A 26,028-nucleotide genomic window follows, 5' to 3' on the forward strand; every position below is an offset into this window, starting at 1 on the left:
TGCACCAAACCCGGTACAGCACCCTTCCCTTCCATTGAAATTATCAGGATAGTTATTCTACTTCCGCCTGATAGTCATCATAGTAGGACTGCATAATTTCAATGTTTTCCGGAAGCCCCATTTGGTTTAATTCATCGACATACGCGTCCCATTGGGAATCAATGCCGCCTTCTGTCACCCATTCTCCAAATTTGGACATCGTTAAATTTATAATATCTGTGTTGGTCAAGCTCATCTTGTTATTATCTTCATCACTGTATTTAATAAAGATTCCGGGATAGACATCATTTTCTGTGTCGATAGAATCCAATGTCTCCTGTATTGGTTTTGTCTGTTCTCCTACAGCCTGCATATCCTCACCAAGTGTTAAATCCAAAGAGTCGGATATATACATTGGACCATTATCCGCCCAGGTGGTTGTCCACTTCCACGTTCCAGGGTCCATAGATTCGTCTTCCGGGGGAAGCACAGTATACGAACCGTCTCCGTTGTCTTCAATGTTGGTCCCGAGCGAGCCGAATAAGACCTGCATACTGACCTCCGGATCATATAATTCATTGATAAATTTCATGGCCGCTTCTTTGTTCTGTGCCTGAGCAGACATTTGCACCATGTTCTCTCCGTAATTCAAAACGTCATAATCATAAGTCCAGGAGACTTCTTCAACCGCATCTTCAGAGACCTGCATCGGTTCAAATGCGGTGTACTGCGGTGCAAGTGTATTTCCGAACCTGTCGGCGAGCTCCCAGCCGAAGGTGTAGCCTACTTTGGCGGTTTCTCCATCGCCGCGCCCGAGCGATTGGTACTTCGTATAATCCTGAGTGAATACTTCGTTATTAATGAGCCCATCACTGTAAAGTCTGTGCATAAACTCAACGAACTCTTTATAGCGCTCATCCACGAAGAAATTCTTCACTTCCCCATCTTCAACGAAATAACCTTCCCCTCCGCCGCCGGTCAGGGTGATGCCAGTGCTTCCGAGCAGTACTGTCGGATGAAAAAAGCCAAAGCCGGTCGTTTCTACGGGGGCAAAGTCCATCGGAATTTCGTCATTCGGGTTGCCATTTCCGTTTGCATCCTCTTCTTTGAAAGCCGTCAGCACTTCATGCAGCTCGTCCCAATTTGTCGGTGCCTCCATCTCAACATTATCTAGCCATTCCTGATTGATAAATTGTCTCGTAGACGTTTCCGGCCAGAACTGTTGATATTTTGGAAGCCCGTAAATTTCGCCATCATTCTGGGTAGACAACACTTCTAATTCTGGTTTTTCTTCAAACATTGTCTGGACATTTGGTGCATTTTCATCTATTAACTCATTAAGATCCTGAAAAAGGCCGGTAAACTTAGAAAAATCAGCATCTGTGATGGCGTTTGGCCCGATAATCAAATCCGGTATTTCCCCGCCTGATAGCATAGCTCCCTTTTTTTGATCCCAGTCGGATGAAACCTCCTCCCATTTAATTTCTACTCCTGCCCGCTCTTCCGCTTCTGCCAGCCACTCCATGTCAGCAAGATCTCCCGTCTGTGGATGCTTTAGGAATACTGCCGAGAGCTTTGCCTTTCCATCCTCAGTTTCAGAACTCGCATCCTCGCTGTTACTGCAGCCTGTGAAAATTCCCGTCACTAAACAAACCGATACTAGTGTTATCAAGTGTTTTTTCATTGTTTCCCCCAATCCTCTTTCTGAAATTTTTTTCTTGCGCCTCAGTGCCTGCACATCTGCTAAGATAAATTTATCAGCTTCCGCGTTCACCATCCTTTCTTTTTCAAAAATTTGAAATTATAGATAAAAAAAGGAAATCAAAGATACAATGGTACGTACAACATGTTATAAATAGACTGGCAGCAAGCTTATGAATTAGAAAACTTTAGATCCAGGAAGTAAACTATTCATACTTACCTTAATTAAAGCGCTTTCATAAGTTATAATTTGAATAATATCATCTTGTACGTACATTGTCAGTGGCAGGAAAAATACAATTTGTGGACAAAATTGACTTGATGAATTTTTTTCCGCAGTACAAATTACGTATAAAGAAAGTGAATAAAAATGGCTCCCTATTTAAAAACAACCGCAAACTCCCCGGTCGAATTCGTTCTTGGAGGAAAGCTGCTCTCGACAGGGCCTTTTACTCATATGAAACGGACGATCAACAATTATGAAATTATTATTGGAATTGAAGAAGTGCTTTTTATTGAGTGCGATGGAGTAAAGTACGAGGTAAACCCTGGAGACATTTTGATGATTCAGCCGGATCAGCTTCACGCAGGCTATGCTGAATCCAGCCCCGGTCTTTCTTTCTACTGGTTTCATGTTCTGTTTCCAGATGCTGTGCAGCTGCTTAATGAGCAGAGAATGGATGAGGAAGCCAAAAACCTGCAATCCAGTCCAATTCTGCAAAAAGATAACTGTTCGATATTTCTGCCAGTCTTTCTGCCCTTGCAACGGACGGACCGCATTTATATTCTTTTTAATCAATTGCTTGATGTGGCAAGCGCTCATTACTATAACCGCCATGCCGCTAATTTCTTTGCCACCTCTTTGCTTATTGAAATTTCTGAGGATACCATCTCAAGCTTTCAATACAAATCAGAAAAAAACCATTCAGACAGTAACCTCTCTACCATCCTAGAATGGATCCGGCTGCACGCTCTCGAACCTAAGATTACTACGAGCACTATCGCAGAGACTTTTAGTTATAATCGTGACTATTTATCACGTATGTTTAAAAAGGAAGTCGGCATGAACGTGAAGGAGTATGTCCACCTCCTTAAATTATCTAAAGCAAAGGATCTTCTTGTCCAAACCAACAGCAGCATCGGCAATATATCGAGAATGGTCGGCATTTCAGATGAAAGGTATTTTATGAGGCTGTTTAAAAAATATGAAGGAATGACGCCGACCGAATATCGTATCGCGTATAACCATATTCCTTTGAATAAAGAGTAGCGGAGAGGAGGAGTGGAAAGGAGCTAAATGATAAGTAAGACTGCAAACGTGGGAGAAGAGTGCACGAGGGCACACGATATCCGTCCGCTCGTTTCGGACGGTCCCGGCCGGACATACAATCCGTTAAATCCTTAAATAACCGGCTTTCGGGGCAGATAATACAGCTGCTCCCGAGAAGCTCAGGGTTATTCATGGACACCGTAGTATTCCTCCAGAGTCAGATCTTCTTTATGAAGTTCTGCAGCCACATCTTTCCCGACATAGCGGAGGTGCCAGGGCTCATACTGATAGCCCGTGATATCTGTTTTGTCCTCGGGGTAGCGAATGATGAAGCCGTAGTCATGGGCATGCTTTTTCAGCCATTCGCCTTCCGGGGTATTTCCAAATGCATTCGTCAGGCCGAAGTCGGCAGCAGGCGAGCTGACATCCATCGCAAGACCTGACTGATGCTCGCTCTCTCCAGGCTTCGCACTATAGTTATTCGCTTTTTCTACACCAACTGCAGCAGAATTCGCATTAAATATTGCTTCCTGTCTTTCATAGGAGCGGTATCCTGACACGGCAAACAGCTTCAGTCCCTCTTTTTTTGAAGCGGCAAAGAGCTCTTCAAGCGCTTTCCCGACCGGCTCTCGGACCTGCTTTTTGGGATGATCTCCATCAAAGGAATAGGCAATGTCCGGGATCATTAAATCCTCCGGTTCGTAGTCGCCGGGAAGACGGAATTCACGGTTCACAAGCGCGAGCGTGTCGTCCGGTTTTTTCAGCTCGCCGGCGTCGTTGATTTCCGGAGCCTCTATCTCTTCTTCATAGGAATTCTCTTCCTCGGCATCGTTTTCCTGTTCGCCTTCGTCTGACTTCGAAGATGTTTTCCCGGTAACCTCCTCTGAGCCGCCCGCTGGTTCTTGATGTTCTGTGTCTTCTGTTTCATTTTCCTGTTGTTTTTTTTCTGTATTGTTTGATTCGTTATGTGTACTTTGAGACGGCGTGCAGCCGGAAATGGCTAAAGTCAGCACAAGCGCAGAAAGTATATATCGTTTTTTCATGCCTTCACGTCCTTCTTCTGCTATGTCCTGATGTTTCCCATTCCTAGTGTCATTTTAACATTAGATAAGACGTGGGAAAAAACAAAAAGGTAACACAAGTTATGTTTCCAGCGGCTCCAATATGCTCTTTGTATCATTTTTTGGAGAGTTGACTATTGTAGAAACTGTATAGGCCGTCATATTTTCGGAAGGGTACGGCTCAAGCAGGGAAGATAAGTAGTGCACATCCTTTTCCTGGCGGTCCAGCCAAATATGCTGGCCCTGCTCGTCTAATATTACCGGCATCCGGTCGTGAAGCTCTTTCATGAAAGCATTTGCCTGCGTCGTGATAATCGTGCAGGACGTAATTTCTTCTCCACTCTGTTCCCAGCGGTCCCACAGCCCGGCGAAAGCAATAACAGGCTGGTCTTCCACGGAAATTCGGTACGGCTGCTTTTTTTCTTTCTGCGGTTCCGCCTTCCATTCATAAAAGCTGTCGGCAAGCACAAGGCAGCGCCGCGAGGAGAGCAGACGTTTGAAAGCCGGCTTTTCTGCCGCCGTTTCCCCACGTGCATTGATCATTTTGTAGCCGATTTTCGGACTGTCCGCCCAGCTCGGGACCAGTCCCCACCGCAAAAATCCGGCCCGGTTATTTTCTCCGTCATTTACGACGCAGAGAATCTCCTGACCCGGAGCGGCATTGTAGCGGGGCTCATAGCTGGCGGGAATCTCTACATCAAATACATCCTCCAGGGTTTCTTTAGATAACGTAATCGTAAAACGGCCGCACATCACTACTTCCTCCTTTTTAATGTTTTCTCTGCCTCAGCAGAAACAGCGCCATCAATATCGCAGTCACACCGGCAGTCAGCTTGCCGATGATCATCGGCTGGATCATCTCCCGGTCCACCGCTGCAGTAAAGGCAAGATGTCCCCCCAGGACAAACGCCCCGCTTACTGCAAAGGCAAAATTAACGACTTTGCCTTTCTCATTCATATCTTTACTAAGTACAAACATCGGAATCGCGTGGGCAAGAGAAGATACTATTCCGGCAAGAGACTGCCCGTCCGTGTGTTTTTCTGTCCATACGCTTTTTCGCAGTACTATTTTTATAAAAGACACCATCGGAAACGCTCCGGCCAGTGTAAGTGCGATCGTTCCTACCGTTACGATTCCCTCTTCCGGCGGTGCCATACCAGGAATAATTGTAATATTGAGCACCGTTTCAAGTAAAACAACCGTCGTTGCTGCGGTAGTAAAGATCAAGACAAACCGGCCCAGCACCTGAAAGGCAGCGATCATTGCTGCAGAATTCAGCATCAGTCCTGCCAGCACAATCAGCGAAAACAGAAGCACTGGAATGGTATTGCTTACCATATTACCGAGGGAAAAGCCTGCAGCTGCTCCGCCGGCCAGCAGCCCTATAGGTATCGTAATTATTCCGGCAAGAATCCCTTTTGCCAGGTGTTCCCGGTCTTTTCTCTCAATGATGCCGAGCGCTACAGGAACCGTAAAGGTAAGCGTCGGTCCGAGCATCGTTCCAAGCAAAATGCCGGCAAACCGTGCGGCGTCCTCAGACTCCGCCAGTTCACCGGCAAGGGCATAGCCTCCCATATCCAGAGCGAGCAGGCTTGTTGCAAACATGGCAGGGTCAGCGCCGAAAAACTGATACACCGGCACGACGGCCGGCTTCAGCAGGGAAGCGAGCACCGGGGCAAGGGAAATCATCCCAATCATTACGATGGCAAGCGGTCCCATCGCCGCAAATCCTTTTTCAAATTCTTCCCCATAGCCGCGGGGATTGCCGCGCATCTTATCGACGGCACCAATCACCGCAAACCAGGCGATAATCAGTAATACAATTTCCTGCAGTCCCGGCATGCCAAACCCTGCTTTCTAGCGCTGATGTTCTGCCTGTTCTCGTTCAAGCTCCTTTTTAAGAACTTCTCTGTTTTCATTGTGTTTTTCAGAGAGAAAACGCGAGAATAAAAAGCTGTCCACAAACGCCTGTAAGACGTCATAATCTTCATTTGATACGGCTTCTTTCTTCAAAGCTTCTAAATACCAGCGCGAATCTTCAATCCGGTCACGCATTTCCTTCAGCTCCGTAGTTGCAGTACCGTGCCCTGGGATGACGAGCTCAATCTCTTTATCAAAGATGACGGTTTCAAGCTTTTTCAGCGTCCGTTCGTAGGCGCTGCACGTATGGGTAATAAACGGAAACTCCACGTCACTCAAATAATCTCCGCAGATCAGCACCTTCAAGTTATTGATGATTAAAAATGTCCCGTCCGGTGTATGCCCGGGGGCTAAATAAAATGTCAGCTTCGTATCTCCGATTTCCATGATTTGTTCATCGTAATCAATGATAATATCGATACGCGGATAATCCAACACATACGGTCTCTGAATGTAATAATGATCATCGAAATCCTGAAGCTCCTGCATGGTTTCTTTTTTTCCCGTCCGGGCCACAAATCCGCGTGAGGCGATCGTCACCGCTTCCGGGAAAGCATTGTAGCCGATAATATGGTCAAAATCAGAATGGGTAAACAGCAGGTATTTTCTCTGTCCTTCATCAACAGATTCGACGTACTCCTGAATGGCAGCGATCTCTTCTGGGAGCCAGGTCGGATCAACGATTAAAATAACGTCTTTCGTCACAGCGACTGTCGAAGTTGTCTGATGAAGCGCACTCTGAAAAACCGTTACATACTTATCTTCATATTGAACCGCCACAGAAATCACCCTTTCTCTTAGATCCTGGTCTGAAAGAAAAAGATTTTATACTATAAAGAATTCGACGACAAAGTCTCCATTCCTTCCTGTATGTGCTGGTATAATGTTATTGCCCGGCGGAAAATTTTATCGGTAAAGAAAAAACAGTTTATTTATAAGGGATGTTATATAAAAAGGTTGATCACCCGTTCGCAAACTCGCTTGCACTTTAGAAGGATTAACTTTATAGATTAAAGTATAAGAAAAGCTAGGGCTTTCGCCATTTCCTGGTGACAAGCCAATTTTTTCTTTACCGCGGGCAACGCTTCAACTTCCTCGGCAGCTAGTCGCTGCCTGCGGGATTTTCAGCCGTTGCTTTTCCGCGACGCACCGGACGTGCTAGTGTCGATGTTGGCCACAGGACGTGGCCGGTTTAAATCGACCTGGCGTCTCGCATGCTCCGGACTGATCAACAACTTCTTTATATACACACGGGGATAAAATTATGCACAAATCTGTCGGAAATTGATCTTTTTCGCCAAACTCTGCTTTAGCTCACTGTTTAATACCCGAGAAGTGATGGATGTGTCAATCACAAATAACATTAGAAAGGTGTAGAGATAGATGAGAGAAAAGCTGCTGCAATTTACTTGGCTTACTGCCGCCCTCCTTTTTCTATTAGTAATGTCCGGCTGTTCCTTTTTTCAGGAAAGTTCCTCAGCTGATTTTATACCGGCTGAAGTAACAGAGGTGGTGGATGGGGATACCATCAAAGTTACGATGAATGGCGAGGAAGAAACAATCCGGCTTCTGCTCATTGATACTCCTGAAACGGTCCATCCCGACGAACCGGTGCAGCCCTATGGCCCGGAAGCGAGTGCCTATGTAAAAGAGCGGCTCCCGGCCGGAGAAGCCGTCGAGATCGAGGTCGACACAACGACGCGAGACCATTATGACCGGTTTCTTGCCTACGTATGGCACGACGGAGATATGCTCAATGAAAGTCTGATTGAAGAAGGGTTTGCCCGTGTCGCTTACGTTTACGAGCCGAATACGAGGCACGAGCAGGCATTTCGGGACATTGAAAAAGAAGCAAAGGAAGAAGATAAAGGTATTTGGAGCGAGGAGGGCTACGTGACAGAAGACGGCTTCCGCGAGGAATACATAGACAACGACGTCAGTGAAACAGCTGCCGGCAGCTGTGAAGACCCTGAAATTAAAGGAAATGACAGTTCAAGCGGAGAGCTGATATATCACGTGCCTGGTGGGCAGCACTATGAAGAAACGATCGCAGAAGAGATGTTTTGTACGAAGGAGGATGCGGAGGAGGCAGGCTACCGGCCCTCTCAGCGCTAAAAAGTCACTTTAAAGGACAGGTAAAAAGCTAGATGCCTTGTCACCAGTCTTACTCCTGCGTATACTTGCTATGGGAGAAATGAAAATCAGGCAGGTGACCCGTCGTGACAGACCAGGCAGCAGTTCCAGGAAGAGACTACTTTTTCGATAATGCAAAATTTATACTTATAGCACTCGTTGTTGTCACCCACGCACTCACGCCTTTAATTGGTGAACATCAATTCGCTCGTGCGATTTACTTATTTTTATTTACCTTTCATATGCCGTTGTTTTTTCTTATTTCAGGCTATTTCGCGAAAAGCGCCGTGAAAAAGAAAGTGATCTGGAAGCCTGTACAGAAGCTGCTCCTTCCGTACTTCATCTTTCAGATCATCTACGCCTTTTATTATGTTGACGTGTACGGTGACCCGTTAGAATTCAGGTTTTTAACACCTCATTGGTCGCTGTGGTTTCTCGTATCCCTGTTTTCTTTCTATTTACTTATCCATGTATTTTTCAAAAAGTCGCCATACATGATCATTGTCGCAGTCGCTCTTGGCATTGGGATCGGCTACACAGATTGGGAAAATTTCATGAGCATCGGCCGCACGTTCACCTTTTTCCCGTTCTTTCTGGCGGGATATTTTATGGAACGCAGACATTTTTCCTTTGTCTTTCAGCCGCTGCTCAAAGTTATCTGCCCGCTTCTCATGCTTGCGGCACTCGTTATTTTCTATATTTTTGCCTTTGATGTCCCGCATGAGTGGTTTTATGGAAGTGACTCCTATCAGTCGATTGGATTTGAAGAAGAATACGCCGCCTGGTACCGCATGCTGTTTTATGTATTATGTATTGCGATGTCGATTGCTTTTCTTGCCGTGGTACCGCAGCAGAAGTTATCTATTTCCACCTTTGCCAGAAATACCATTTATGTCTATCTTCTGCACGGATTTCTTTTTCGCTACCTTCGTGAAACTCCGTTCTACGAAAGCATTGACACTGTGTTTGAAGTGATTCTTCTTATTGTATGGTCGTTCCTTTTTACGTTTATGCTCTCCACGTCAATAGTCGAAAAAATGATGAAGCCCGTAATAGACCCATTTGCTTTTTATGATGAACGGAAAAAAAGAAAGCATCCAGATTAACTGGATGCTTTCTTGGTCATATACATATTCCACTGGGACTCGGTCTGCGCGTATAGATTCCCGGCTTCCTCCGGGGAAATATCAAACGCTTCGCCTGCCTTATTTTCAACTAATTCATCATTTTTTGCTTCGTCGTACTTTTCTCCAGCTTCTTCGAGGTTTGCATATTCATCTCGCATATAAAGATAAACATGCTTCTGCTTATCCGGCAATGTTAGAATAAACTCGTCTGATAACTCATCTTTCTTTACATTTCCCATTGCTTACCCCTCCTTTATCTCTTACACACCTATACCATTGAATCGACAAAAACAAACACCTTCCTGGCGGTACATTCAAAACGTCTACATTTTATAATGATTTCCACCAAAACGCAACTGGCTTTTCGTTGTAATGGAGAATAAATATGTAAGGATCAGTAGTAAATTCAAGTATTCCCTACACTTGGAAAACTTATTCATTCACCATTTCTATAAACTCATCATTAGTATATGAGTATGTCGGAAAATTGTGAATAATCCTCCAGGCAGCGCACTTGCCTGGAGGACAGCTCATCATTATGGAGTAGATTCTTCCATCGATTCTTCTTCCATCATTTTTTCCATATCGGCCTGCACATCTTCCATATCCACTGCGTTGTCTACAATCTCCTGCGGCACTTCTATTTCGCCAATTTCATCAAATTCCGAGAATGTCGCCTGGATGGACTGGGAAATACTCATCGTCTGATCTTCCTCTTGAATCTCCATTTCCATATTCATATCCACCTCTTCCTGATAGAACGTCTCCTGGTTAATATAGAGCACATAATGAAAGTTCTTAATTTCCATTGCTTCCATTACTTGCTCCATCTGTCCTTCCATCTGCGGATTTGATTCCATCATCGCAAATTCCTCTGCAATTTCCATCAGTTCCTCACCGGAACCCTCCACCTTCACCGCATAGCGTCCGTCTTCTTCTTCCACTGTGATCTCATCTGTAAAATCCTGCAGCATTTCGACCTGCTCCTGAGGCGTCATATCCATATTGGCCATTTCAAGTGTTCCCATTTCATCGCCTTCCGCTTTTAACCACTCATCATCCGTATGATCGGACATATACGTCATCCCATCCTCGGTTAAGTATTGCTCGAACTCTATCTCTTCTCCGGTTGATGGATCAGGCATATTTAACACCTGATAAAACGACATTGGCTCCAGAACCGTATCCATGGATATCGTCATATCCATCGGCATCTCTTCCCCGTTCATATCCATCATCTGCTCAATATTCATCGTGCTGTGGAAGCTGTTTACCTCCGCCATCGCTTCATGGGACTTAGTCAAAATATCCTCTGCAGACATCTCCTCGGCAGCGGGTTCTTCCTCTCCTGCCGCAGCTGCATCCTCTTCCCCGGATTCAGCATCCATCTCTGTTCCTTCCGTTTCTTCTTCAGCCGGATCGCTTCCTGCTGTTTCTTCTTCTGTCCCTTCATTTTCGCCACAGGCAGTCAGTGCAAATACGCACACCCCAGCAGCAAGGACCATTCCAAACTTCTTCATAGTAAAACTCCTCCCAGATTTTCCTTCCCCTAATTCTTTCGTCATAATAAATCTGTAAAAATAGAACTGTAAAATTTTCCAATAATACTTTATGCCCAGTATCACGAATGGATAAACCTTACTGTTATGTACGGAAATGATATAAGGTCAGTTTCAGAATAATCTAGAAGAATGCTCTTGAAGAGAGCTCGCGACGTTGAAATTTTTAGAATAAGGAAGGGATTCGATCATGGTTACGGGAAGGGAAAAAGAGTCGAAGCCAGAAATAGGAGGGACAAAAAGTGAGCGGGGTCATAACGATAATATTTATCGCGGGTATTATTATATTACTTGTCTTACTAGCCATCGTCACAACTATTCATTCATCCAGGAAATAAAAAATAGAGACCATATTGCCGGTCTCATGGAATTGATATTATTTTTTTCTTTTTCTCGTCAACTTCTCCAGCAAAGCTTTTGCTCTTCCTTTCCGTTTTTCCGTCTCCTCTTTGTCTATCACCGCATTTTTCAGGGAACAATCATCTCCCCACTCGACTTCCAGTACATCTCCCTCCTGCACTCCATCCGGGAGCTGGCTGCGCGAAACAGTCTTTCGTTCAGCTTCTTTCCCGGCAGGCAGGAGAACGGCAATTTCTCCTTCAAACCGGTCCAATGTATACTTTTTCACAAAATCACTCCTGGTCTACTGTGATAAAAGGCTTCATTTTTTCCAGAGCTGCTTTACTTGTCGCATCACTTTTCAGCAGTAATAATGTAAGTTTCCTTAGATGGTTTTATTGCCTGCTTCACTTGCAGCTTTGCATTCGCGATTTCATTTTTCATTTCAGATAATTCAATCCTCGGGTGATTATGCTGAGCATTCTCCTCTTTCTCTAATTCTATGCACACCAGCATGCCTCCTGGTTTTAGCACATGATTAATTTCATTTAATACTGCATTCAACTGGTTTGCTTCATGTAAAACTAAAGAAGCAACAACAACATCAACAGAACTAGCAGGCAGCGGGATGTTCTCCATACTCCCTTTTACCGGGTGAACGTTCCTACTATTCTTTTCTGTTATCCTTTTTTTAAGAAATTCTAGCATATTATCATCGATGTCTAATGAATAAACAGGGCCTATCGTTTTTTGGGCAATCGGGAAAGTAAAATATCCCGTTCCAGCACCTAAATCTAATATCGATTCCTCTCCCTGGAGAGGCAGAATATCAAGCAGACTCTCCGGTGTCAGTCCCATTCTCTTTTGTGGATTTTCCAGATTGGCCACTTTCTTTTCAAACATCTGTTTCATTTCTTCTGGATTAAAATTTTTCATGCAAATCAAATCCTTTCATTCTTAATATGGTTATAAAAGACTCATAATATCTATAATTAAAATAAAAAAATTAGGTCGAGTGTGTACAATTATTTTCTTCAAACTTCCTGGATTCTATTTGCTTGGCAATGTCGAGAATTGATGTGTCTGCTAATTCCTCTGTCATTTTCTTTTCTGCTTGTATCATTACATTTTCAATTAAACATTCTCCATTTTCAGTCTCACCATGTTCCAGTGAACAACTAAATAAGCTCGTTTTTCCTTCAATCGCATATATAACATCCAGAAAAGTGATATCAGTAGAATGTTTCGTAATACGATAACCGCCTTTAACACCGGGAGTTGACTCGATCAGCCCTGCCTTAACCAATTTAGTCAGTATCTTCGATAGATAAGTGGGAGATAAATGTTGAACCTTTGCTAATTGATCTACTCCTACTGCTTGATTTCCTGCAGATATTGTTAAATACACCATGGTGTGTAGGGCGTAATTAGTGGCTTTTGAATACTTCATTTACTATCCTCCCTATAAATGATATTAAAGAGCTTTAATGTCTATAATTTATTATAAACGTTATAACACATAAAATAAAGATATAAATGAAGAAAGTCCATGACCGAATTATAATTCTTCCAACTTTCCAACCCTGGGAGCTACTACTTCCACCAGATTCGGAATGCAGTCATTTTCTTTAAAGAGGTCATCATAGGCGATATAAACCGTTAAGTCTTCGACGTATTTTTCACTCATGTGTAGTTCCATTCCGTTCATGTTCAGGGCTACCTCAAAAACTGTAAGAGCTGTTCGTTTATTTCCGTTATGAAAAACATGACTTCCTCTTGCGATGGAGTGGTAATAGCAGCATGCTTTTTCGAGAGTTTGCCGAAATACAAATTTTTACTTGCTGGTTCGATGCCTAAAGCAACAATTACCTCCTGGGTGAAAAAATTGCCCGAAGTCCAGTTTTTCTTTTGTGTGACGCACAAAAACTGTGCCGCAGGAGCAGCACAGTTTTTTGACTTCTACTCATTGATTGTCGTTTTCTTCTTTCCCTCAGATAAACTGCTTTTTTTCATATCTATTAAAACTCTTCGTATTCAGCCGGATCCTGATCATTTAATCTCCCATTGGGCTGAGTTAACACTGAGATCGAGCTCATTTCTGCTTCATTTAATGCAAAATCAAAAATCGATATATTCTCAAGCTGATGCTCTGGAGAGGATGATCTAGGAATCGAGATGGCTCCCAGTTGATAATGCCAGCGTAATATAACCTGTGATATAGTCTTCTGATGATCTTCGGCAATTCGCCCAAACGTTTCTTCTTGCAGGACGTCACTAGCTCTTGCCAGCGGACTCCAGGATTCGGTCTTAATTCCGTTCTTTTCGTGAAAGCTTCTTTGTTCGTCTTGATTAAAATAAGGATGTAATTCAATTTGGTTGATGCTTGGCTTTGTACCGGTCTTTCTTTCTAATCGTTCCAAATGCTCAGGCAGGAAATTACTCACTCCAATCGAACGGATCAGTCCCCATTGTTTAGCGTCCAATAATGCCTGCCAGGCTTTTACGTAAGTATCTTGTTTAGGATTCGGCCAATGGATAAGATATAGGTCATAATAGTCCAGCTGCGCGCGATACAAGGATTCTTGAATGGTCGCCACCGCTTTATCATACGTTTGATAGCGCCCCGGCAATTTTGATGTAATGATCAAATCTTTCCTCGGAACGGAACTGCGCCGGACTGCTTCACCTATCATGCCTTCATTTTCATAATTATAGGCCGAATCAATGAGCCGATAGCCTGTACTAATGGCACTGGTAACAGCATTAACCCCCGCGTTTCCTTTAAGTTTAGCGGTGCCAAGCCCAATTACCGGCATCGTAATTCCATCATGAAGTGTAACCTCTGGAATGGATGTACTCATAACGAATCACTCCTCTCCTTACTATCTAATGATTACCATTAAAACTAAATATTTAAACTTTTTAAATAATGATTACCTGGGCTTGAAGTGTGTTCTCATCAAAAAAACTAGGCTGATTTGCCAGCCTAGTGAAAAATACGTATTATTTTAGCAAATATTTATTATAATCTTACTGATTCAACACCCCATCATTTATAACTACTTTTGTATTATCGAAGGTAAAAAAGTTGAAAGGGATGGCACAAAGGTAATCACAAGCAGCCCAAATATTAATACTGCAATAAAAGGTAAAGTCCCATTTATAACAGTCGTCAACGGCGTCTTGGCGATACCTGCTGCCACGAATAAATTAAGGCCAAACGGTGGTGAGAGCATACCAATAGCTAAATTAACGATCATAATAATCCCAAAATGTATCGGAGAAATCCCCAACTCCACTACGATAGGCAAAAATAAAGGAGCTAATATCAGTACAGCTGCACTAGGGTCCATAAACATTCCGATTATTAATAATATAATAGTAATGATTATGACGATCATAAGAGGGTTCGATGCAAAACTAAGCATGGCATCAGCAATTTGAGCTGGAATCTTTTCTTTCGTCAAATACCAACTGAACACTTTGGCACTCGAGATGACCAGCATCACCATAGAAGCAATTACCACAGATCTTTTTGTGACTTCAAATAAGGTAGCAATTGTTAATTCTTTATAAATAAAGAATCCAATGAACAGGCTGTACACTATAGCCACCACTGCTGCTTCCGTAGGGGTGAAGATTCCAAAATATATCCCGCCTAATACAATGATTGGCATAATCAAGCCCCAAAAAGCGTCTACGGTAGAGCGGATCACTTCTCGCAAAGATTCTCTTTCATCTGGCTTGTGGCCTTGGACCTTTGCAATGATAAAGCTAACAATAATCAGTAACAGTCCAATAAAAATACCTGGGATGATACCAGCGATAAATAATTCACTGATAGATACTTCCGCAATGACTCCGTAGACTAACAACGTGATACTTGGAGGAATAATAATTCCCAATGAACCAGCCGCACACATTAAACCAACAGAAAATTTGGTAGAATATTTAGCTTCCTGGAGAGATGGTATCATAATGCTACCCACGGCTGCCACAGTAGCTGGACTTGAGCCTGATAAGGCAGCAAAGAACATGGAAGAAATAACCCCTGCGATAGGCAGGCCTCCCGTTGTCCATCCAACGAGCTTACGTGCCATGTTAATCAGTCTTTTTGAGGTTCCTCCCGCCAGCATTAAATCTCCAGCAAAAATAAAAAATGGTATAGCCATCAGTGTAAATGAATCCAAACCGGCAAACATAGTCCGTGCCACATTATCGAGGGAACTTCCCGATTCAAGTATTGCGTAAATACTAGCTAGTCCAAGAGCCGCTGCAATTGGAGTACTGATGAGTAAAAGAATGATAAAAATAGCAATAATCAAACCGTTCACCTCCCTATGTTGATTGTTTTTTGACTTTCTCTTCTCTTAAAATCTGAAGATCCTCCCATATCAATTGAAAAAATCTCAGCCCCATTAATACTGCCCCAACTGGGATTGCTAAGTAGGGAATAAACATTGGCAGGCGTAATGCAGGTGTATAATTAGCAAACTGGGTGACATTATCTATGGTTTGAATGCCTGATATGAAGATAAACCCACAAAAAATAATCGCTGTAAACGATGCCGCTATTTCCAGAAGTTTTTTATAAAAAGTGGGCACATAAGTAATAAGAACATCGACTTTCGCATGCGCCCGCTCTCTTACAGCAATACTGCTGCCTATAAATATAAACCAAATGATTAAGTAACGAGCAAGTTCCGCAGACCACATAATTGATTCATTAAACACATACCTCATAACCACCTGCACAAAAATCAATAGGGTTGCCAGCATCAGAGTAAAAAACCCAAAATATTCCTCTAAATTATTTAATACTTTGTTAACTTTCCCCATTTTCGCTCCTCCTCTCCAAAGAAGATATATGGCAACCAAGAAATAAGGAAAGGGAGGCTGCCTCCCTCCCTTTTGCATTATTCAATCGTATCTAATATTTCCTGTCCGCCTTCCACTTCCTCAACGTATTGATCATACACTCCCTCGCTGGCATCGATGAAGCCCTGCTTGGCTTCTTCTGTTAACTCTGTTACTTCCATATCTGACTCTTCCACTGTCTGAGCATATTCCTCTTCTTTTTGCTCGGATTGTTCCCACTGCCACTCACTTGTCTCCTGCGCTACCTCCGTTACTGCTTCTTGTAAATCTTCGGGCAGCTCCTGATAATAGGATTCACTGATTAATAATGCGTACCCCATATATCCGTGAGCACTATATGTCATATAATCCTGCACCTCGTAAAAGTTCTGAGACACAATATTGGATAACGGATTTTCCTGGCCATCTACTGTGCCCTGCTGCAATGCAGTGTACAGCTCAGAAAAATCGATAGAAGTACCGCCGGCTCCCCAAGAATCAAACTGTGCGGTTAGCAACGGGCTTTGGGAAACACGCATGGACAGTCCTTCCATATCCTCTACGGATTCTATTGGTCTTTCTGAATTCGTAAAGTGTTTAAATCCTCCGTCCCAATAACCAAGCGCTCTTAAATCTGCATCTGTTAAGTACTCATTTAATGAATCCGCAAGCTCTCCATTTACAGAATCAAATGCATGATCTCGATCATCAAACAAAAAAGGCAAATCGAATACTTGGTATTGAGGTACAAAAGAAGGGAGTACTCCTGTAAATGGTGCGTTCATTTGAATCGTACCCGATTGCATCTGCTCCGTGATTTCTCTGTCACTTCCCAATTGAGAATCAGGATAAATTTCCACCGTCATTCTTCCATCCGTCCGCTCTTCTAATAACTCACCGAAGTGCTCTGCGGCTTCACCCTTTGCTGTCGAAGGCGTCACTACGTGGGCAAATTCAATGACATATTCACTCTCCGCATCCGCTTCATCAGATGCCCCGTCCTGTTCATCATCTGAATCGGCATCTTCTGTCCCTCCATTTTCATCACCATCGGACAGCTGCAAGCAACCGCTTACAATAAATATTATTGAAAATAAAAACAAAAATAAGAATGTTTTTTTCATTTTCTTCCCCCCAATTTAAACTTTTGCAATGCTTATGCTAGGGGAAACTTCAGGGATCGTCTTCTCAAAAATTGTTCTCCCGTCTCATTTTAAGAAGTGAAATATTCTACCTTATTAATAATTATTAACACATTCATTCATACGCGGCTGCTTTGTCTGGGGATGGCACTGACATTCCACTCTGTCTTTAAAAGACATTTGCTCTTCCGTCTTAATCCATTTGTTCTTTTCCATTCTGTACCATAGAACAATGGCTCTAAATACAATATCTATTCCAATAGCCGTCCATACCCCGGCTATACCCATATTCATTTGTACAGCAAGCATATACACCAACCCTGTTCTCACGATCCACATCCCCATGGTAGTCAGGTACATCGGGTATTTCGTGTTTCTCGCGCCTTGATAGGCCCCTGTTAATATCAGCAAAATGGCTAAGAATGGCTGGAAAACAGCTGCAATCTTCAATGCTGTGCCTATTTCCGCAATCACGACAGAGTCTTCACTGAAAAAGCTGCCAATCCATTCGCCTAAAAGGAATAAAAGGACCCCCATAAAAATCATAAAAAAAGCTGAAATGTCAGAGATTAGCTTTGCGTAGCTCTTTGCCTCATTGTAATTTCCAGCTCCCACTTGTTTTCCTACAATGATCGTTGCGGCAGCTGCAAATCCATAAGCGATCATATAAGAGAAGGTTTCAATGTTTCCTGCTATTTGATGGGCCGCAAATGTATTCGTTCCCAATGCGACGATAAAACCAAAGTAAACCACCTGCCCTATGCGCATGGCCAGACGCTCCCCGGCAGCAGGGGTCCCTAATCCAAGTAATTCTTTTTGATAATCTTTATGAATTCGCCACCATTCTTTATAAAACGTGATTTGGTTATTTTTTTGGATATAGTATACCAGCACAACCGTACCCACAATCCGTGCGAAGACCCCTGCTATACCTGCCCCAACAATCCCTAAGGCTGGTATAAATAAAAATCCAAAGATGAGGACATAATCCAGAATGATATTGACGACATTTGCAATAATTACAGCCTTCATCGGCGATTTTGTGTTCCCAATTCCTCTCAACACACTGCTCAAGACAAACATGTAAGCCATGAATATGGACGGTACAGCGACAATTCGAAAGTATAGCGCCCCAATCTCCAACACCCTCTGTTCCACCCCTAACAGACGGAGTAGTGGCTCAGCAAAAATGAACGTTACCAGTCCGGTAAACAATCCAATGAACGAAGCTAAAATGATGCCCTGTTGAGCCACCTTTGAAGCCCGTTTATAGTTACCTGCACCGGCTGCATTCACCATTAATACATTGACCCCCACACCGACCGCCATGAAGATGGCAAAGTAAATGGCTAACACCGCGTTCGTCACACCAATAGCTGACACTTCTTCGAGACCGATTTGAGCGACAAAAAATGTATCTGCAAATCCAAGCATGGTCTGAAAAAAATTTTCTATGACTGCGGGAACAGCCAATACAATAATGATTTTTATTTTTTCCTTCGTGCTTAGTCCTTGAGCCAGCGTTTGATCCGACACAGTCATTTTGAGTGTTCCTCCAGATTTTTGCATGTCGTTTTGTTATCTTATAAAATAACCTGCAATCCTTTTTTTAAACAAATAGAAGAGATAGACGTTCTGATCAGCGCCAAATACAACATTAAACTAATGCTGGGAAATAGAATGTGCAAAATAGTCATATAAACTTTACACTAATAGGAGTATCTATATTTAACATCTAGGCCTATTTAAAATGAAAAACTACCAAGAAAAAAATTCTAACTCAGTAAAAGGAGAAGAGTGGATGTTCTTTACATTTGAAACATCAGTACAAAATAAAGTGACATTTCTATTATCTCGTTTCCCCCGCACTTCCGGTCTAACTGCAGCAGCGATGTTATCTTTTTTAATAAGCGGGTGCAGCTCAGAAGAAGTGACTGAAGAACCAAGCCCCTCTTCAGAAGGTAGTAACGTAGAGGAAAAAGAAGAAGCGGAAGAAGTCGAAGAATCAAACGATTCATTCTCTTATGGGGTAAGCGCCGGCCACCCTGCTGCTGTGGATGCAGGAATGGAGATCCTGGACCAGGGTGGAACCGCTGCGGATGCTGCTGTTGCAGCGGCTTATGCAGTATCGGTCGTAGAACCTTTCGCTTCCGGTATCGGCGGCGGCGGTGTAACGCTAATTCACGAACAGGGAAAAAACCCACAGGCCTATGATTATCGGGAAGTAGTGCCCGAAAATGGTATCCCTTCCTCGGACATAGGAGTACCTGGTTTTGTGGCTGGGATGACGGAACTGCACGCAGACTATGGAACAGCGGAATGGGAGAATTTGCTTGATCCCGCTGTTAATTTGGCTGAAGAAGCGGAAGTGTCAGAGCTTTTGGCAGAGCAGCTTCAGTCGGGCGAAGACAGGATCTCCGGCCCTCAGGTCGATCATCTGTATCCGGAAGGCGAACCTCTGGAGGCCGGCAGCGATATGACACAGGAAGCGCTTGCGGAAACACTTAGAGACATTCGCGACAATGGAAGTGACACGTTTTACGAAGGAGCTATTAGTGAAGAGCTGACCTCTGAAATAGAAGGGTTAGATACAGCTTCTCTTTCCAGTTTTGAGGTGGGCCGACATGCTCCGTCTACCGGTGCTTTTGCAGGATACGAAGTGATCGGTGCTCCACCTCCGCTTCCAGGTACTGGTGTTATTCAAATGCTGCAAATTCTCGAAGCACGCGGAAACTTAGAAGAAGAACGGGACAGCAATGAATTTATCCACGATACAGCCATGGCATGGAGGATTGCACAGCAGTTTATCGAAACAGATTACGGCGACCCTCATTTTGTTGACGTGCCGGTAGAACAGTTGACGGATGTGGAAGAAAACACTACTTTAGCTGAAGAAATATCCAGCGACAGCACTCTTTCTTCTGAAGGGGTTTCATCTTATAAAAATGGAGACCCTAATACTACTCACATTACAGTGGTTGATTCTCAAGGAACCGTTGTATCTATGACGAATACCCTTACAAACTTCTGGGGCTCTGGAGAATACTCAAATGGATTTTTTCTCAATAATCAGATGGACCGGTTCAGCATTGGACAAGAAGATACCAATGAACCGGAACCCGGAAGACGTTCGGTGACATGGTCCTCTCCTATGATTCTCGCTGATTCTGAGGGACCAGTGCTGGGGATCGGCAGCCCTGGAGGCGAACGAATTCCCACTATGCTGAGTCAGGTTATTGTGGATTGGGCCGTACGAGAGACAGAATTGGAAGAAGCAGTGGAAGCTCCCCGCTTTCATTTAGAAGATAATACGCTGATTATGGAGGAGCTGCCAGAATCATCCCAACAAGAAGAACTTCTTGAAATTGGATACAGCGAGATTCAAGAGCCTTCTACCTCTCTATATTTCGGCTCCATCCAGGCATTAGCCATTAATCGGGAGACTGGTGACCTTTCAGGAGCCACAGATCCACGCCGGGAAGGAGACTGGCAGAGTGGAAATAGTGAGTAAACACTGATATGTTATCTAATTTTAATGTGATAAAAAGAAGATCTTCACGCTTTCGACATATTTTTCTCTTATTATGTGAAAGTGTGCTTTAAAAAACTTTATAGAGCCGATTTATAAAGAAAGATTTTCCTTTTAAGAAAGAAGGTTCGCCAGTGACACTCCCTCACCATGAAAATCAACGGATAGATTTATTAGATCAAATTCGCGGAGTAGCTTTATTTGCTATTTTTTTAGTGAATATTCCTGGTCTTACCACAGTTGCAGATGCAGATCCGTTTACAATAAATTCCACGCTGGAAGCCACATTAGCCATCGGCCTGCAAGACAGCGCAAGACCCTTGTTTGCCTTCATGTTTGGAATCAGCCTGGTCCTTATTTACGATCGTCTCAACTCAAAAAGCTTAAATCCATACCCAACATTGATACGACGTTTTGGAATACTGTTTATTATTGGGGCTTTCCATGGATATTTCGTGTGGGCCGGAGATATTTTACTCCTGTATGCCTCCGCCGGTTTTGTTCTTTTACTAAGTTTAAAGCTGTCTAAAAAGTGGTTCATTAGTTTAGGTATTATCTTTTGGCTCGGATATTCCGTCGGTCTTGATCTTCTTAATTTTTATACATCCCTTAACCTGCCTCCAGATGAGTGGCTTAAGTATTTCCTGGGATCGAAGGATTACCCGACAGGGACAGAATATCTTCTTATTGAATTTTCTTCGATGATTGATCATTTGGGTTATTTCTTCTTTGGTATGTATGCTTATCGAAGCGGAGTTTTCTCAAGAGAATGGAGAGAAAGACAACAGAAATGGACAGCTGGCATTGGAGTGCTTCTCCTTGGTTTACTTGGAAAAACAGGAAGTTATTTTGAAGTAGATTCTTTTTGGTTCCATCATCTCGATGATTTTTATTCGTTTTTAGTCACCATTGGGTTGACCTTGTGCCTGCTTCTTCTAGGAACGAGCAGACAAAAAATATCATCGTTGCTTTTGCCCTTTAGTGCCGTGGGCAAATTAACATTCACCCATTATCTAATGCAATCACTTATCCTGGTTAGTTTGTTTCAGGGCAGCGGCCGAACCATTTTTATAGACATGGGCATTTGGAAATCACCAAGCTACGTTTTTGCAATGAGTATCGGCCTTCTTGTATTTGGTTTTCAGATGTTTATTAGTCCTTTATGGTTAAAAGCCTTTTATTATGGCCCATTTGAATGGATATGGAGAATGGGCACTCATGGAAAATGGGTGCCCTTGATTCGGAGGCGTCCTTTACATCATAAGGACACACACAGATAGAAGAAATATTACCAGAGGAAGAGAATCAAAACTTCCTCTATTCCGGTAAAATCAGGCTCAGTTGATTTGATAAGTGGTCAGTCAAATTTTAATTTTTCTTTATTTGAGTGTGTAATGGCTGCCTTTACCTCGATTGATTCCAAGGAAGACTCAGTAAGAGGCAGTTCTCCTTTAGTAGTAAATTCTCTCCACTTTTTGGGATCCTTTTTATATAGATGATATGAAAGATTGAATATATCCGCATCCATTTTTAATCCATTTTCAAATAAATGCTGTAATTGACGTTCAACTTCTTTTTCTGTTTTTTTCTTTAGTTCACTTGCAGATACGTTCTCTAAGAGTTCGATCACGCTTCCTTTGACAGTAAGTTCAAGCTTAAAAGTAACATTATTTCCATTGATAATAGGCGTAACCTTCATCTGGGGTTGAGCAAGAATTTCTGTAGCCACCGGCTTTCCATCTTTTTTAATCACGATGGGAATTCTAGTGGCTTTCTTATCCGTAAAGACGAGTCCATTAATTTTTTCATCCTTTAACAGCCCTCGAAAGGACTCGTTTTGGATAAAACCTGCCCCGTTCATATATAAATTTGGCTCATACTCTTCCGCCCCCTTCCATCTTTTCTTCACGATCGTTACATTGGGAATGATGGTATTTTTTCCTGGTTCTGTTAATTCAGCTTGAAAATGATGTTTTCGTATTTTGGGCACCCTGGAGCTTTGACGGTAGCTTTCTATCGGGTCTCCCAAAAAAGAATAGAGCACACTTGTTTTGGAAGGAGGCAGTGTCGTCAATATATCTTCAAGTGGTTGATCCGTCATAAAAATAAACAGGGTCGGCCTGATTTCATTAAAGCGCGAAAAATCATCCAGGACACTTTTAAAATTAGCTTTCAAGGCACGCTCATGAAAAACAACCGAACTAAGATGTCCCCAGTATATTCTTCGTTGGGAGGATAGGTAAAAATTATGAATGGCAGCCACTCCTGTATCTCCTCTTCCTATGACCACCTTTGCGTTTTCAGAACTAGCGGAAGCTCCTCCCGCCTCATTAGAGCTCATCCCTCCATCTTCTCCTGCGAAATTTGCTACTTGTCCGTAAACCACAAATTTATCATCCACGTAATCAACGCCTATGGAATGGATATAATACATCCCCTCTATTTCCTTATCATCCCAACACCCGCTCAGAAGACAAATTGAAAAAAGCAGCAAGAGGACTGATTTAATTCTTTTTCCACTAACCATCACCTTCCCTCCCGTCTGTCTTCATCTCCAGTATGGAGAATGGAAGGCCTGCGTGATTGTTTTTTCCAGGAAGGGCGAAAGATTGTAAAAATAGAATCCCGTATTCGTAACGGAGCGAGCGGAGCCATATATGGGATACTGTACGATCTTAAGTGAGATACATAAATTAAGATCATGAATATGCCGACAAAAAAGCCAAATATTCCAATAATGGAAGAAAGGCCTAAAATAAAAAGTCGAAGGATAGTGACTGTGCCCTGGAGAGCCGGGCTGACAAGGGTAAAGGTGGATACCGCTGATGTGGCAACAATTACTACCATCACAGGATTGGTAAGTCCGGCGTTAATGGCAGCATCTCCAATTATCAACCCCCCGACAACAGCCAGAATTTGGCCGACGGCAAGAGGAAGCCGCAGGCCCGCCTCCCGAAACAATTCAAACAATCCGATCAACACAAATGCTTCTAATGCAGCAGGTAAAGGAACACCCTGGCGCGATTCCGACACACTGGCCAATAATATAAAAGGAAGCTGGTCCTGATGAAATGAAGACAACGCCACCCAAAACCCCGGAAGAAAAGTGGCAACAGAAATTCCAAGCAGCCGCAGCAGGCGCTCAAAGCTGTTATAGAGCCATGTATATTCCGCATCCTCTGCTGTTTTCAGCATCAGGGTAAGATTTACTGGTGCTAATACTGCCTGTGGCAGCCCATCAATAAACATAACGAATCTACCACGTAATAACGCATCTGCTACGTAATCCGGCCTTCCGCTGTTTTGATACATCGGAAATAAGCGAAAAGATGATTCAGTAAGAATCTCCTCGAGCTGTTGAGTACTTAACAGTGCATCAATGTCGATATCCTCCAAGGATTCTCTGACATGATCAATCATATCTTCCCTGATAATATCTTCAAAATACATTAATGACACTTTGGTTTGACTTCTGTCTCCGATTATAAATCGTTCATTTACCAAAGACGTTGTTGGAAGCCTTTTACGAAGCAACGCGATATTTACTTCAATCTCTTCAATAAACCCATCTCTCGGTCCAAGAATCGATATCTCTGTGTTAGGCTCCTCCGGTTCGCGCTGCGGAGGCTTGGAGATATTAATGCTGAAGGTTTCTCGTGTTGCCATCTCCACTAATATGAGTTCCCCGTTAAACACCTTTTCCGTTAAAATATTCATATTTCCATCCACGGCTGAAGTTATTTTTTTCCGGAACGTGTCTACTCTCTTTCCGGATGACAAATGCTCCTCCAACCCTGGGATAATTTCTTCATTTAAAGAAGCAAGATTTGCCAGTCCTTCATTGTAAACAAAAATAATTTCAGAAGAAGGATCTTCGCTGAAGCACATCGGTTTGATAATCACATCACTGCATTTACTAAATGCGTCTTTTATATTATCAATAGTTATCGCAGTATTTTGTTCTTTTCTGTTTGTAGTTTCAAGCTTTCGGCTAGGTAATTGGCTTGTTTTCCGAAACCTGCTCATAATGGGAGCTTCCTCCCTTCTTCAAGAAAATAGCAATAAACAATAGTAAAGATATAAAGAAGAAGAATAACAAGGATCCAGGAAGATAATAACGATGTAAAAAATTCACAAATTGCATATCTGTAATCGGAACATGTAATAAGCCAATGAATAGAAGAGAAAGGATGCCAAGCGGAAGCATTCGTTTTTTTCCTTTCGGAAGGTTTAGATAATCAACAATAAGAAAAAGCCCCAGAGAAATACGTATGAAAGCACCAGAGAGCCATTGATAAATAGAGAAAAAATCGAGGTGCTCGATATACCGTCCCAGGGTCACAAGAGTCCATTGCTGGTACGCAGGAAATCTCATTTTCATCATTTCTTCCAGCCCAAATGCTGCAATGCCACCGGTTAAAGGTCCAATGGAAAGACCAGCAAGAAAAATAGAAGTGACAGCAAGGTGCCAATATTTTATCCGGGTTTTAATTCGGTGCTGGAAAAGTAAGATAAGCAGGATTTCTACCTGTCCAGCTCCTGAATAAATCATCCCTTGAAAAACCGGTTCAAATCCCTTATCCAATATAGGCGTCAACAACGAATAGTCTTTATTAGGCATATTGGCAGTCATTACGAAAAGCCCGAATAAAATAATCCACGGTAAAAGGAGGATGTTTACCATAGCTATGGTTCTTATATTCGTTAAAGCCAGGCAAAAGCAAAGAAATATATAGGTTGTCACAATCACTAATTTAGGAGTGGTGGTTAGGTAAGATATTTTTGTCCAGATCACAAGATCATATAAAGTGGCCGCAATTAAAACACACAAAAATATAATAAGTAATAAAGAGAAGATTTTTGCAAAGAGGCTGCCGATATGCTCTTGCAGCCATAAATATAAATTTCTTTGTTCTGTTTTTTTACAAATCATGTATATCAAAATGATCCAGAATAGCGTCACACCTAATGTAAGAATGACTGAGATCCAGGAGTCTTTTCCTGCAGATTCCGCTAATGATGGGATGATGGTTACATGGTTGATTAACCCGACCGACGTAATAAACAGGAGAATGCCATGAAATACATTAATGTGTTCAAGAGGTTCTTTCATCGCACACCCTTCTTCCATAATTGGTAAGGATTAGCGTTCCCTGGAGAATGATTATTATGCCAGTTCACGAGAAAAATACAATTTGTACCCCGATTAAAAATATCCATATTTAATAATCAAAGAAGACACCATTCTTTATTAGAATGTGCCTCAGACCAATGCTATTTACCATGATTCTGATTAGGTTACCATTATGATACGATTTGTTGATTCCTTCCCCGCCTTGCATTCCTAACGACATTCCACCCGGTGAATAAATTTTCTTGTGTTATCCATATTACTTATATAACTGCGAAA

The 26,028-nt window shown here is 42.7% G+C and carries 24 protein-coding genes and 1 pseudogene; 5 read left to right on the forward strand and 20 right to left on the reverse strand.

Features of this window, described 5'->3' with window-relative positions; all coding sequences use genetic code 11:
* Window positions 1–52: 52 nt before the first annotated feature.
* On the reverse strand, window positions 53–1,663 hold the full coding sequence (locus ACE4RR_RS01300) for an extracellular solute-binding protein (protein WP_375533574.1): 1,611 nt from the start codon (window positions 1,661–1,663) through the stop codon (window positions 53–55).
* Between the two features lie 387 nt (window positions 1,664–2,050).
* Here ACE4RR_RS01300 and ACE4RR_RS01305 point away from each other — a divergent pair, with 387 nt between their 5' ends.
* Window positions 2,051–2,950 (forward strand): AraC family transcriptional regulator, encoded by a 900-nt coding sequence (locus ACE4RR_RS01305; RefSeq protein WP_375533575.1) that lies wholly within the window; start codon window positions 2,051–2,053, stop codon window positions 2,948–2,950.
* A gap of 185 nt (window positions 2,951–3,135) precedes the next feature.
* Here the strand turns inward: ACE4RR_RS01305 and ACE4RR_RS01310 are convergent, their stop codons facing one another.
* From ACE4RR_RS01310 to ACE4RR_RS01325, 4 genes are all read right to left on the reverse strand, one after another.
* Window positions 3,136–3,993 (reverse strand): M15 family metallopeptidase, encoded by an 858-nt coding sequence (locus ACE4RR_RS01310; protein ID WP_375533576.1) that lies wholly within the window; start codon window positions 3,991–3,993, stop codon window positions 3,136–3,138.
* 99 nt (window positions 3,994–4,092) lie between these two features.
* On the reverse strand, window positions 4,093–4,764 hold the full coding sequence (locus ACE4RR_RS01315; RefSeq protein ID WP_375533577.1) for an SOS response-associated peptidase: 672 nt from the start codon (window positions 4,762–4,764) through the stop codon (window positions 4,093–4,095).
* A gap of 16 nt (window positions 4,765–4,780) precedes the next feature.
* Window positions 4,781–5,854 carry an ethanolamine utilization protein EutH gene (locus ACE4RR_RS01320; RefSeq protein WP_375533578.1) on the reverse strand — a complete coding sequence of 358 codons (1,074 nt, stop codon included), beginning with the start codon at window positions 5,852–5,854 and terminating at the stop codon, window positions 4,781–4,783.
* Between the two features lie 15 nt (window positions 5,855–5,869).
* Window positions 5,870–6,712 carry an MBL fold metallo-hydrolase gene (locus tag ACE4RR_RS01325; RefSeq protein WP_375533579.1) on the reverse strand — a complete coding sequence of 281 codons (843 nt, stop codon included), beginning with the start codon at window positions 6,710–6,712 and terminating at the stop codon, window positions 5,870–5,872.
* 603 nt (window positions 6,713–7,315) lie between these two features.
* On the opposite strand from ACE4RR_RS01325, the gene ACE4RR_RS01330 reads away from it, so the two are divergent.
* Entirely contained in the window at window positions 7,316–8,047 is a 732-nt protein-coding gene (locus ACE4RR_RS01330; protein WP_375533580.1) for a thermonuclease family protein, read from the forward strand.
* Window positions 8,048–8,151: 104 nt separating this feature from the next.
* Entirely contained in the window at window positions 8,152–9,171 is a 1,020-nt protein-coding gene (locus tag ACE4RR_RS01335) for an acyltransferase family protein (RefSeq protein WP_375533581.1), read from the forward strand.
* Here ACE4RR_RS01335 and ACE4RR_RS01340 read toward each other — a convergent pair.
* From ACE4RR_RS01340 to ACE4RR_RS01395, 12 genes and pseudogenes are all read right to left on the reverse strand, one after another.
* Window positions 9,168–9,431: a hypothetical protein gene (locus ACE4RR_RS01340; protein ID WP_375533582.1), complete on the reverse strand. Its 264-nt coding sequence runs from the start codon at window positions 9,429–9,431 to the stop codon at window positions 9,168–9,170. The genes ACE4RR_RS01335 and ACE4RR_RS01340 overlap by 4 nt on opposite strands.
* Window positions 9,432–9,728: 297 nt before the next feature.
* On the reverse strand, window positions 9,729–10,712 hold the full coding sequence (locus ACE4RR_RS01345; RefSeq protein WP_375533583.1) for a DUF6612 family protein: 984 nt from the start codon (window positions 10,710–10,712) through the stop codon (window positions 9,729–9,731).
* Window positions 10,713–11,127: 415 nt separating this feature from the next.
* Entirely contained in the window at window positions 11,128–11,379 is a 252-nt protein-coding gene (locus tag ACE4RR_RS01350) for a DUF3006 domain-containing protein (RefSeq protein WP_375533584.1), read from the reverse strand.
* 65 nt (window positions 11,380–11,444) lie between these two features.
* Window positions 11,445–12,026, reverse strand: a complete 582-nt coding sequence (locus ACE4RR_RS01355) for a class I SAM-dependent methyltransferase (protein WP_375533585.1) — start codon at window positions 12,024–12,026, stop codon at window positions 11,445–11,447.
* A gap of 70 nt (window positions 12,027–12,096) precedes the next feature.
* Window positions 12,097–12,540, reverse strand: coding sequence for an RrF2 family transcriptional regulator (locus ACE4RR_RS01360; RefSeq protein ID WP_375533586.1), 444 nt, complete (start codon window positions 12,538–12,540; stop codon window positions 12,097–12,099).
* Between the two features lie 108 nt (window positions 12,541–12,648).
* Window positions 12,649–12,798 carry a hypothetical protein gene (locus ACE4RR_RS01365; RefSeq protein WP_375533587.1) on the reverse strand — a complete coding sequence of 50 codons (150 nt, stop codon included), beginning with the start codon at window positions 12,796–12,798 and terminating at the stop codon, window positions 12,649–12,651.
* Between the two features lie 15 nt (window positions 12,799–12,813).
* Window positions 12,814–12,894, reverse strand: a pseudogene (locus tag ACE4RR_RS01370) (type II toxin-antitoxin system death-on-curing family toxin); the annotation flags it as partial.
* 214 nt (window positions 12,895–13,108) lie between these two features.
* Window positions 13,109–13,951 carry an aldo/keto reductase gene (locus ACE4RR_RS01375; protein WP_375533588.1) on the reverse strand — a complete coding sequence of 281 codons (843 nt, stop codon included), beginning with the start codon at window positions 13,949–13,951 and terminating at the stop codon, window positions 13,109–13,111.
* Between the two features lie 198 nt (window positions 13,952–14,149).
* Window positions 14,150–15,415 carry a TRAP transporter large permease gene (locus ACE4RR_RS01380; protein WP_375533589.1) on the reverse strand — a complete coding sequence of 422 codons (1,266 nt, stop codon included), beginning with the start codon at window positions 15,413–15,415 and terminating at the stop codon, window positions 14,150–14,152.
* Window positions 15,416–15,428: 13 nt separating this feature from the next.
* Window positions 15,429–15,929 (reverse strand): TRAP transporter small permease, encoded by a 501-nt coding sequence (locus ACE4RR_RS01385; RefSeq protein WP_375533590.1) that lies wholly within the window; start codon window positions 15,927–15,929, stop codon window positions 15,429–15,431.
* Window positions 15,930–16,006: 77 nt separating this feature from the next.
* Window positions 16,007–17,071, reverse strand: coding sequence for a TRAP transporter substrate-binding protein (locus ACE4RR_RS01390; RefSeq protein ID WP_375533591.1), 1,065 nt, complete (start codon window positions 17,069–17,071; stop codon window positions 16,007–16,009).
* A gap of 114 nt (window positions 17,072–17,185) precedes the next feature.
* A complete protein-coding gene (locus ACE4RR_RS01395) occupies window positions 17,186–18,631 on the reverse strand; it encodes an MATE family efflux transporter (protein WP_375533592.1) in 1,446 nt (481 codons plus the stop codon).
* Window positions 18,632–18,890: 259 nt separating this feature from the next.
* Between ACE4RR_RS01395 and ACE4RR_RS01400 the strand changes: the two genes are divergently transcribed.
* Both ACE4RR_RS01400 and ACE4RR_RS01405 read left to right on the forward strand, forming a co-directional pair.
* Window positions 18,891–20,600, forward strand: a complete 1,710-nt coding sequence (locus ACE4RR_RS01400) for a gamma-glutamyltransferase family protein (RefSeq protein WP_375533593.1) — start codon at window positions 18,891–18,893, stop codon at window positions 20,598–20,600.
* A 152-nt stretch (window positions 20,601–20,752) separates the two neighbouring features.
* Window positions 20,753–21,898 carry a DUF418 domain-containing protein gene (locus ACE4RR_RS01405; RefSeq protein WP_375533594.1) on the forward strand — a complete coding sequence of 382 codons (1,146 nt, stop codon included), beginning with the start codon at window positions 20,753–20,755 and terminating at the stop codon, window positions 21,896–21,898.
* 77 nt (window positions 21,899–21,975) lie between these two features.
* On the opposite strand, the gene ACE4RR_RS01410 is transcribed toward ACE4RR_RS01405, so the two are convergent.
* Genes ACE4RR_RS01410 through ACE4RR_RS01420 form a run of 3 tightly spaced genes read right to left on the reverse strand, consistent with a single transcriptional unit; the run spans window position 21,976 to window position 25,731 of the window.
* Window positions 21,976–23,145 carry a Ger(x)C family spore germination protein gene (locus ACE4RR_RS01410; protein WP_375533595.1) on the reverse strand — a complete coding sequence of 390 codons (1,170 nt, stop codon included), beginning with the start codon at window positions 23,143–23,145 and terminating at the stop codon, window positions 21,976–21,978.
* Complete coding sequence (locus ACE4RR_RS01415; protein WP_375533596.1) at window positions 23,145–24,644, reverse strand: spore germination protein; 1,500 nt, start codon at window positions 24,642–24,644, stop codon at window positions 23,145–23,147. Before ACE4RR_RS01415 ends, ACE4RR_RS01410 begins: the two co-directional genes overlap by 1 nt.
* Window positions 24,610–25,731: an endospore germination permease gene (locus ACE4RR_RS01420; protein WP_375533597.1), complete on the reverse strand. Its 1,122-nt coding sequence runs from the start codon at window positions 25,729–25,731 to the stop codon at window positions 24,610–24,612. Before ACE4RR_RS01420 ends, ACE4RR_RS01415 begins: the two co-directional genes overlap by 35 nt.
* Window positions 25,732–26,028 lie beyond the last annotated feature (297 nt).

Origin of the sequence: Alteribacillus sp. HJP-4 (genome assembly GCF_042139015.1) — a bacterium.
GTDB lineage: Bacteria > Bacillota > Bacilli > Bacillales > Marinococcaceae > JBHIKY01.

Bases quoted from the DNA above. Each gene is read 5' to 3' on its own strand.
- ACE4RR_RS01420 (WP_375533597.1), bottom strand. From the start codon at position 25,731: ATGAAAGAACCTCTTGAACACATTAATGTATTTCATGGCATTCTCCTG.
- ACE4RR_RS01340 (WP_375533582.1), bottom strand. From the start codon at position 9,431: ATGGGAAATGTAAAGAAAGATGAGTTATCAGACGAGTTTATTCTAACA.
- ACE4RR_RS01315 (WP_375533577.1), bottom strand. From the start codon at position 4,764: ATGTGCGGCCGTTTTACGATTACGTTATCTAAAGAAACCCTGGAGGAT.
- ACE4RR_RS01400 (WP_375533593.1), top strand. From the start codon at position 18,891: ATGTTCTTTACATTTGAAACATCAGTACAAAATAAAGTGACATTTCTA.
- ACE4RR_RS01320 (WP_375533578.1), bottom strand. From the start codon at position 5,854: ATGCCGGGACTGCAGGAAATTGTATTACTGATTATCGCCTGGTTTGCG.
- ACE4RR_RS01415 (WP_375533596.1), bottom strand. From the start codon at position 24,644: ATGAGCAGGTTTCGGAAAACAAGCCAATTACCTAGCCGAAAGCTTGAA.
- ACE4RR_RS01310 (WP_375533576.1), bottom strand. From the start codon at position 3,993: ATGAAAAAACGATATATACTTTCTGCGCTTGTGCTGACTTTAGCCATT.
- ACE4RR_RS01355 (WP_375533585.1), bottom strand. From the start codon at position 12,026: ATGAAAAATTTTAATCCAGAAGAAATGAAACAGATGTTTGAAAAGAAA.
- ACE4RR_RS01305 (WP_375533575.1), top strand. From the start codon at position 2,051: ATGGCTCCCTATTTAAAAACAACCGCAAACTCCCCGGTCGAATTCGTT.
- ACE4RR_RS01360 (WP_375533586.1), bottom strand. From the start codon at position 12,540: ATGAAGTATTCAAAAGCCACTAATTACGCCCTACACACCATGGTGTAT.
- ACE4RR_RS01330 (WP_375533580.1), top strand. From the start codon at position 7,316: ATGAGAGAAAAGCTGCTGCAATTTACTTGGCTTACTGCCGCCCTCCTT.
- ACE4RR_RS01375 (WP_375533588.1), bottom strand. From the start codon at position 13,951: ATGAGTACATCCATTCCAGAGGTTACACTTCATGATGGAATTACGATG.
- ACE4RR_RS01385 (WP_375533590.1), bottom strand. From the start codon at position 15,929: ATGGGGAAAGTTAACAAAGTATTAAATAATTTAGAGGAATATTTTGGG.
- ACE4RR_RS01300 (WP_375533574.1), bottom strand. From the start codon at position 1,663: ATGAAAAAACACTTGATAACACTAGTATCGGTTTGTTTAGTGACGGGA.
- ACE4RR_RS01390 (WP_375533591.1), bottom strand. From the start codon at position 17,071: ATGAAAAAAACATTCTTATTTTTGTTTTTATTTTCAATAATATTTATT.
- ACE4RR_RS01365 (WP_375533587.1), bottom strand. From the start codon at position 12,798: ATGAACGGAATGGAACTACACATGAGTGAAAAATACGTCGAAGACTTA.
- ACE4RR_RS01395 (WP_375533592.1), bottom strand. From the start codon at position 18,631: ATGACTGTGTCGGATCAAACGCTGGCTCAAGGACTAAGCACGAAGGAA.
- ACE4RR_RS01410 (WP_375533595.1), bottom strand. From the start codon at position 23,145: ATGGTTAGTGGAAAAAGAATTAAATCAGTCCTCTTGCTGCTTTTTTCA.
- ACE4RR_RS01345 (WP_375533583.1), bottom strand. From the start codon at position 10,712: ATGAAGAAGTTTGGAATGGTCCTTGCTGCTGGGGTGTGCGTATTTGCA.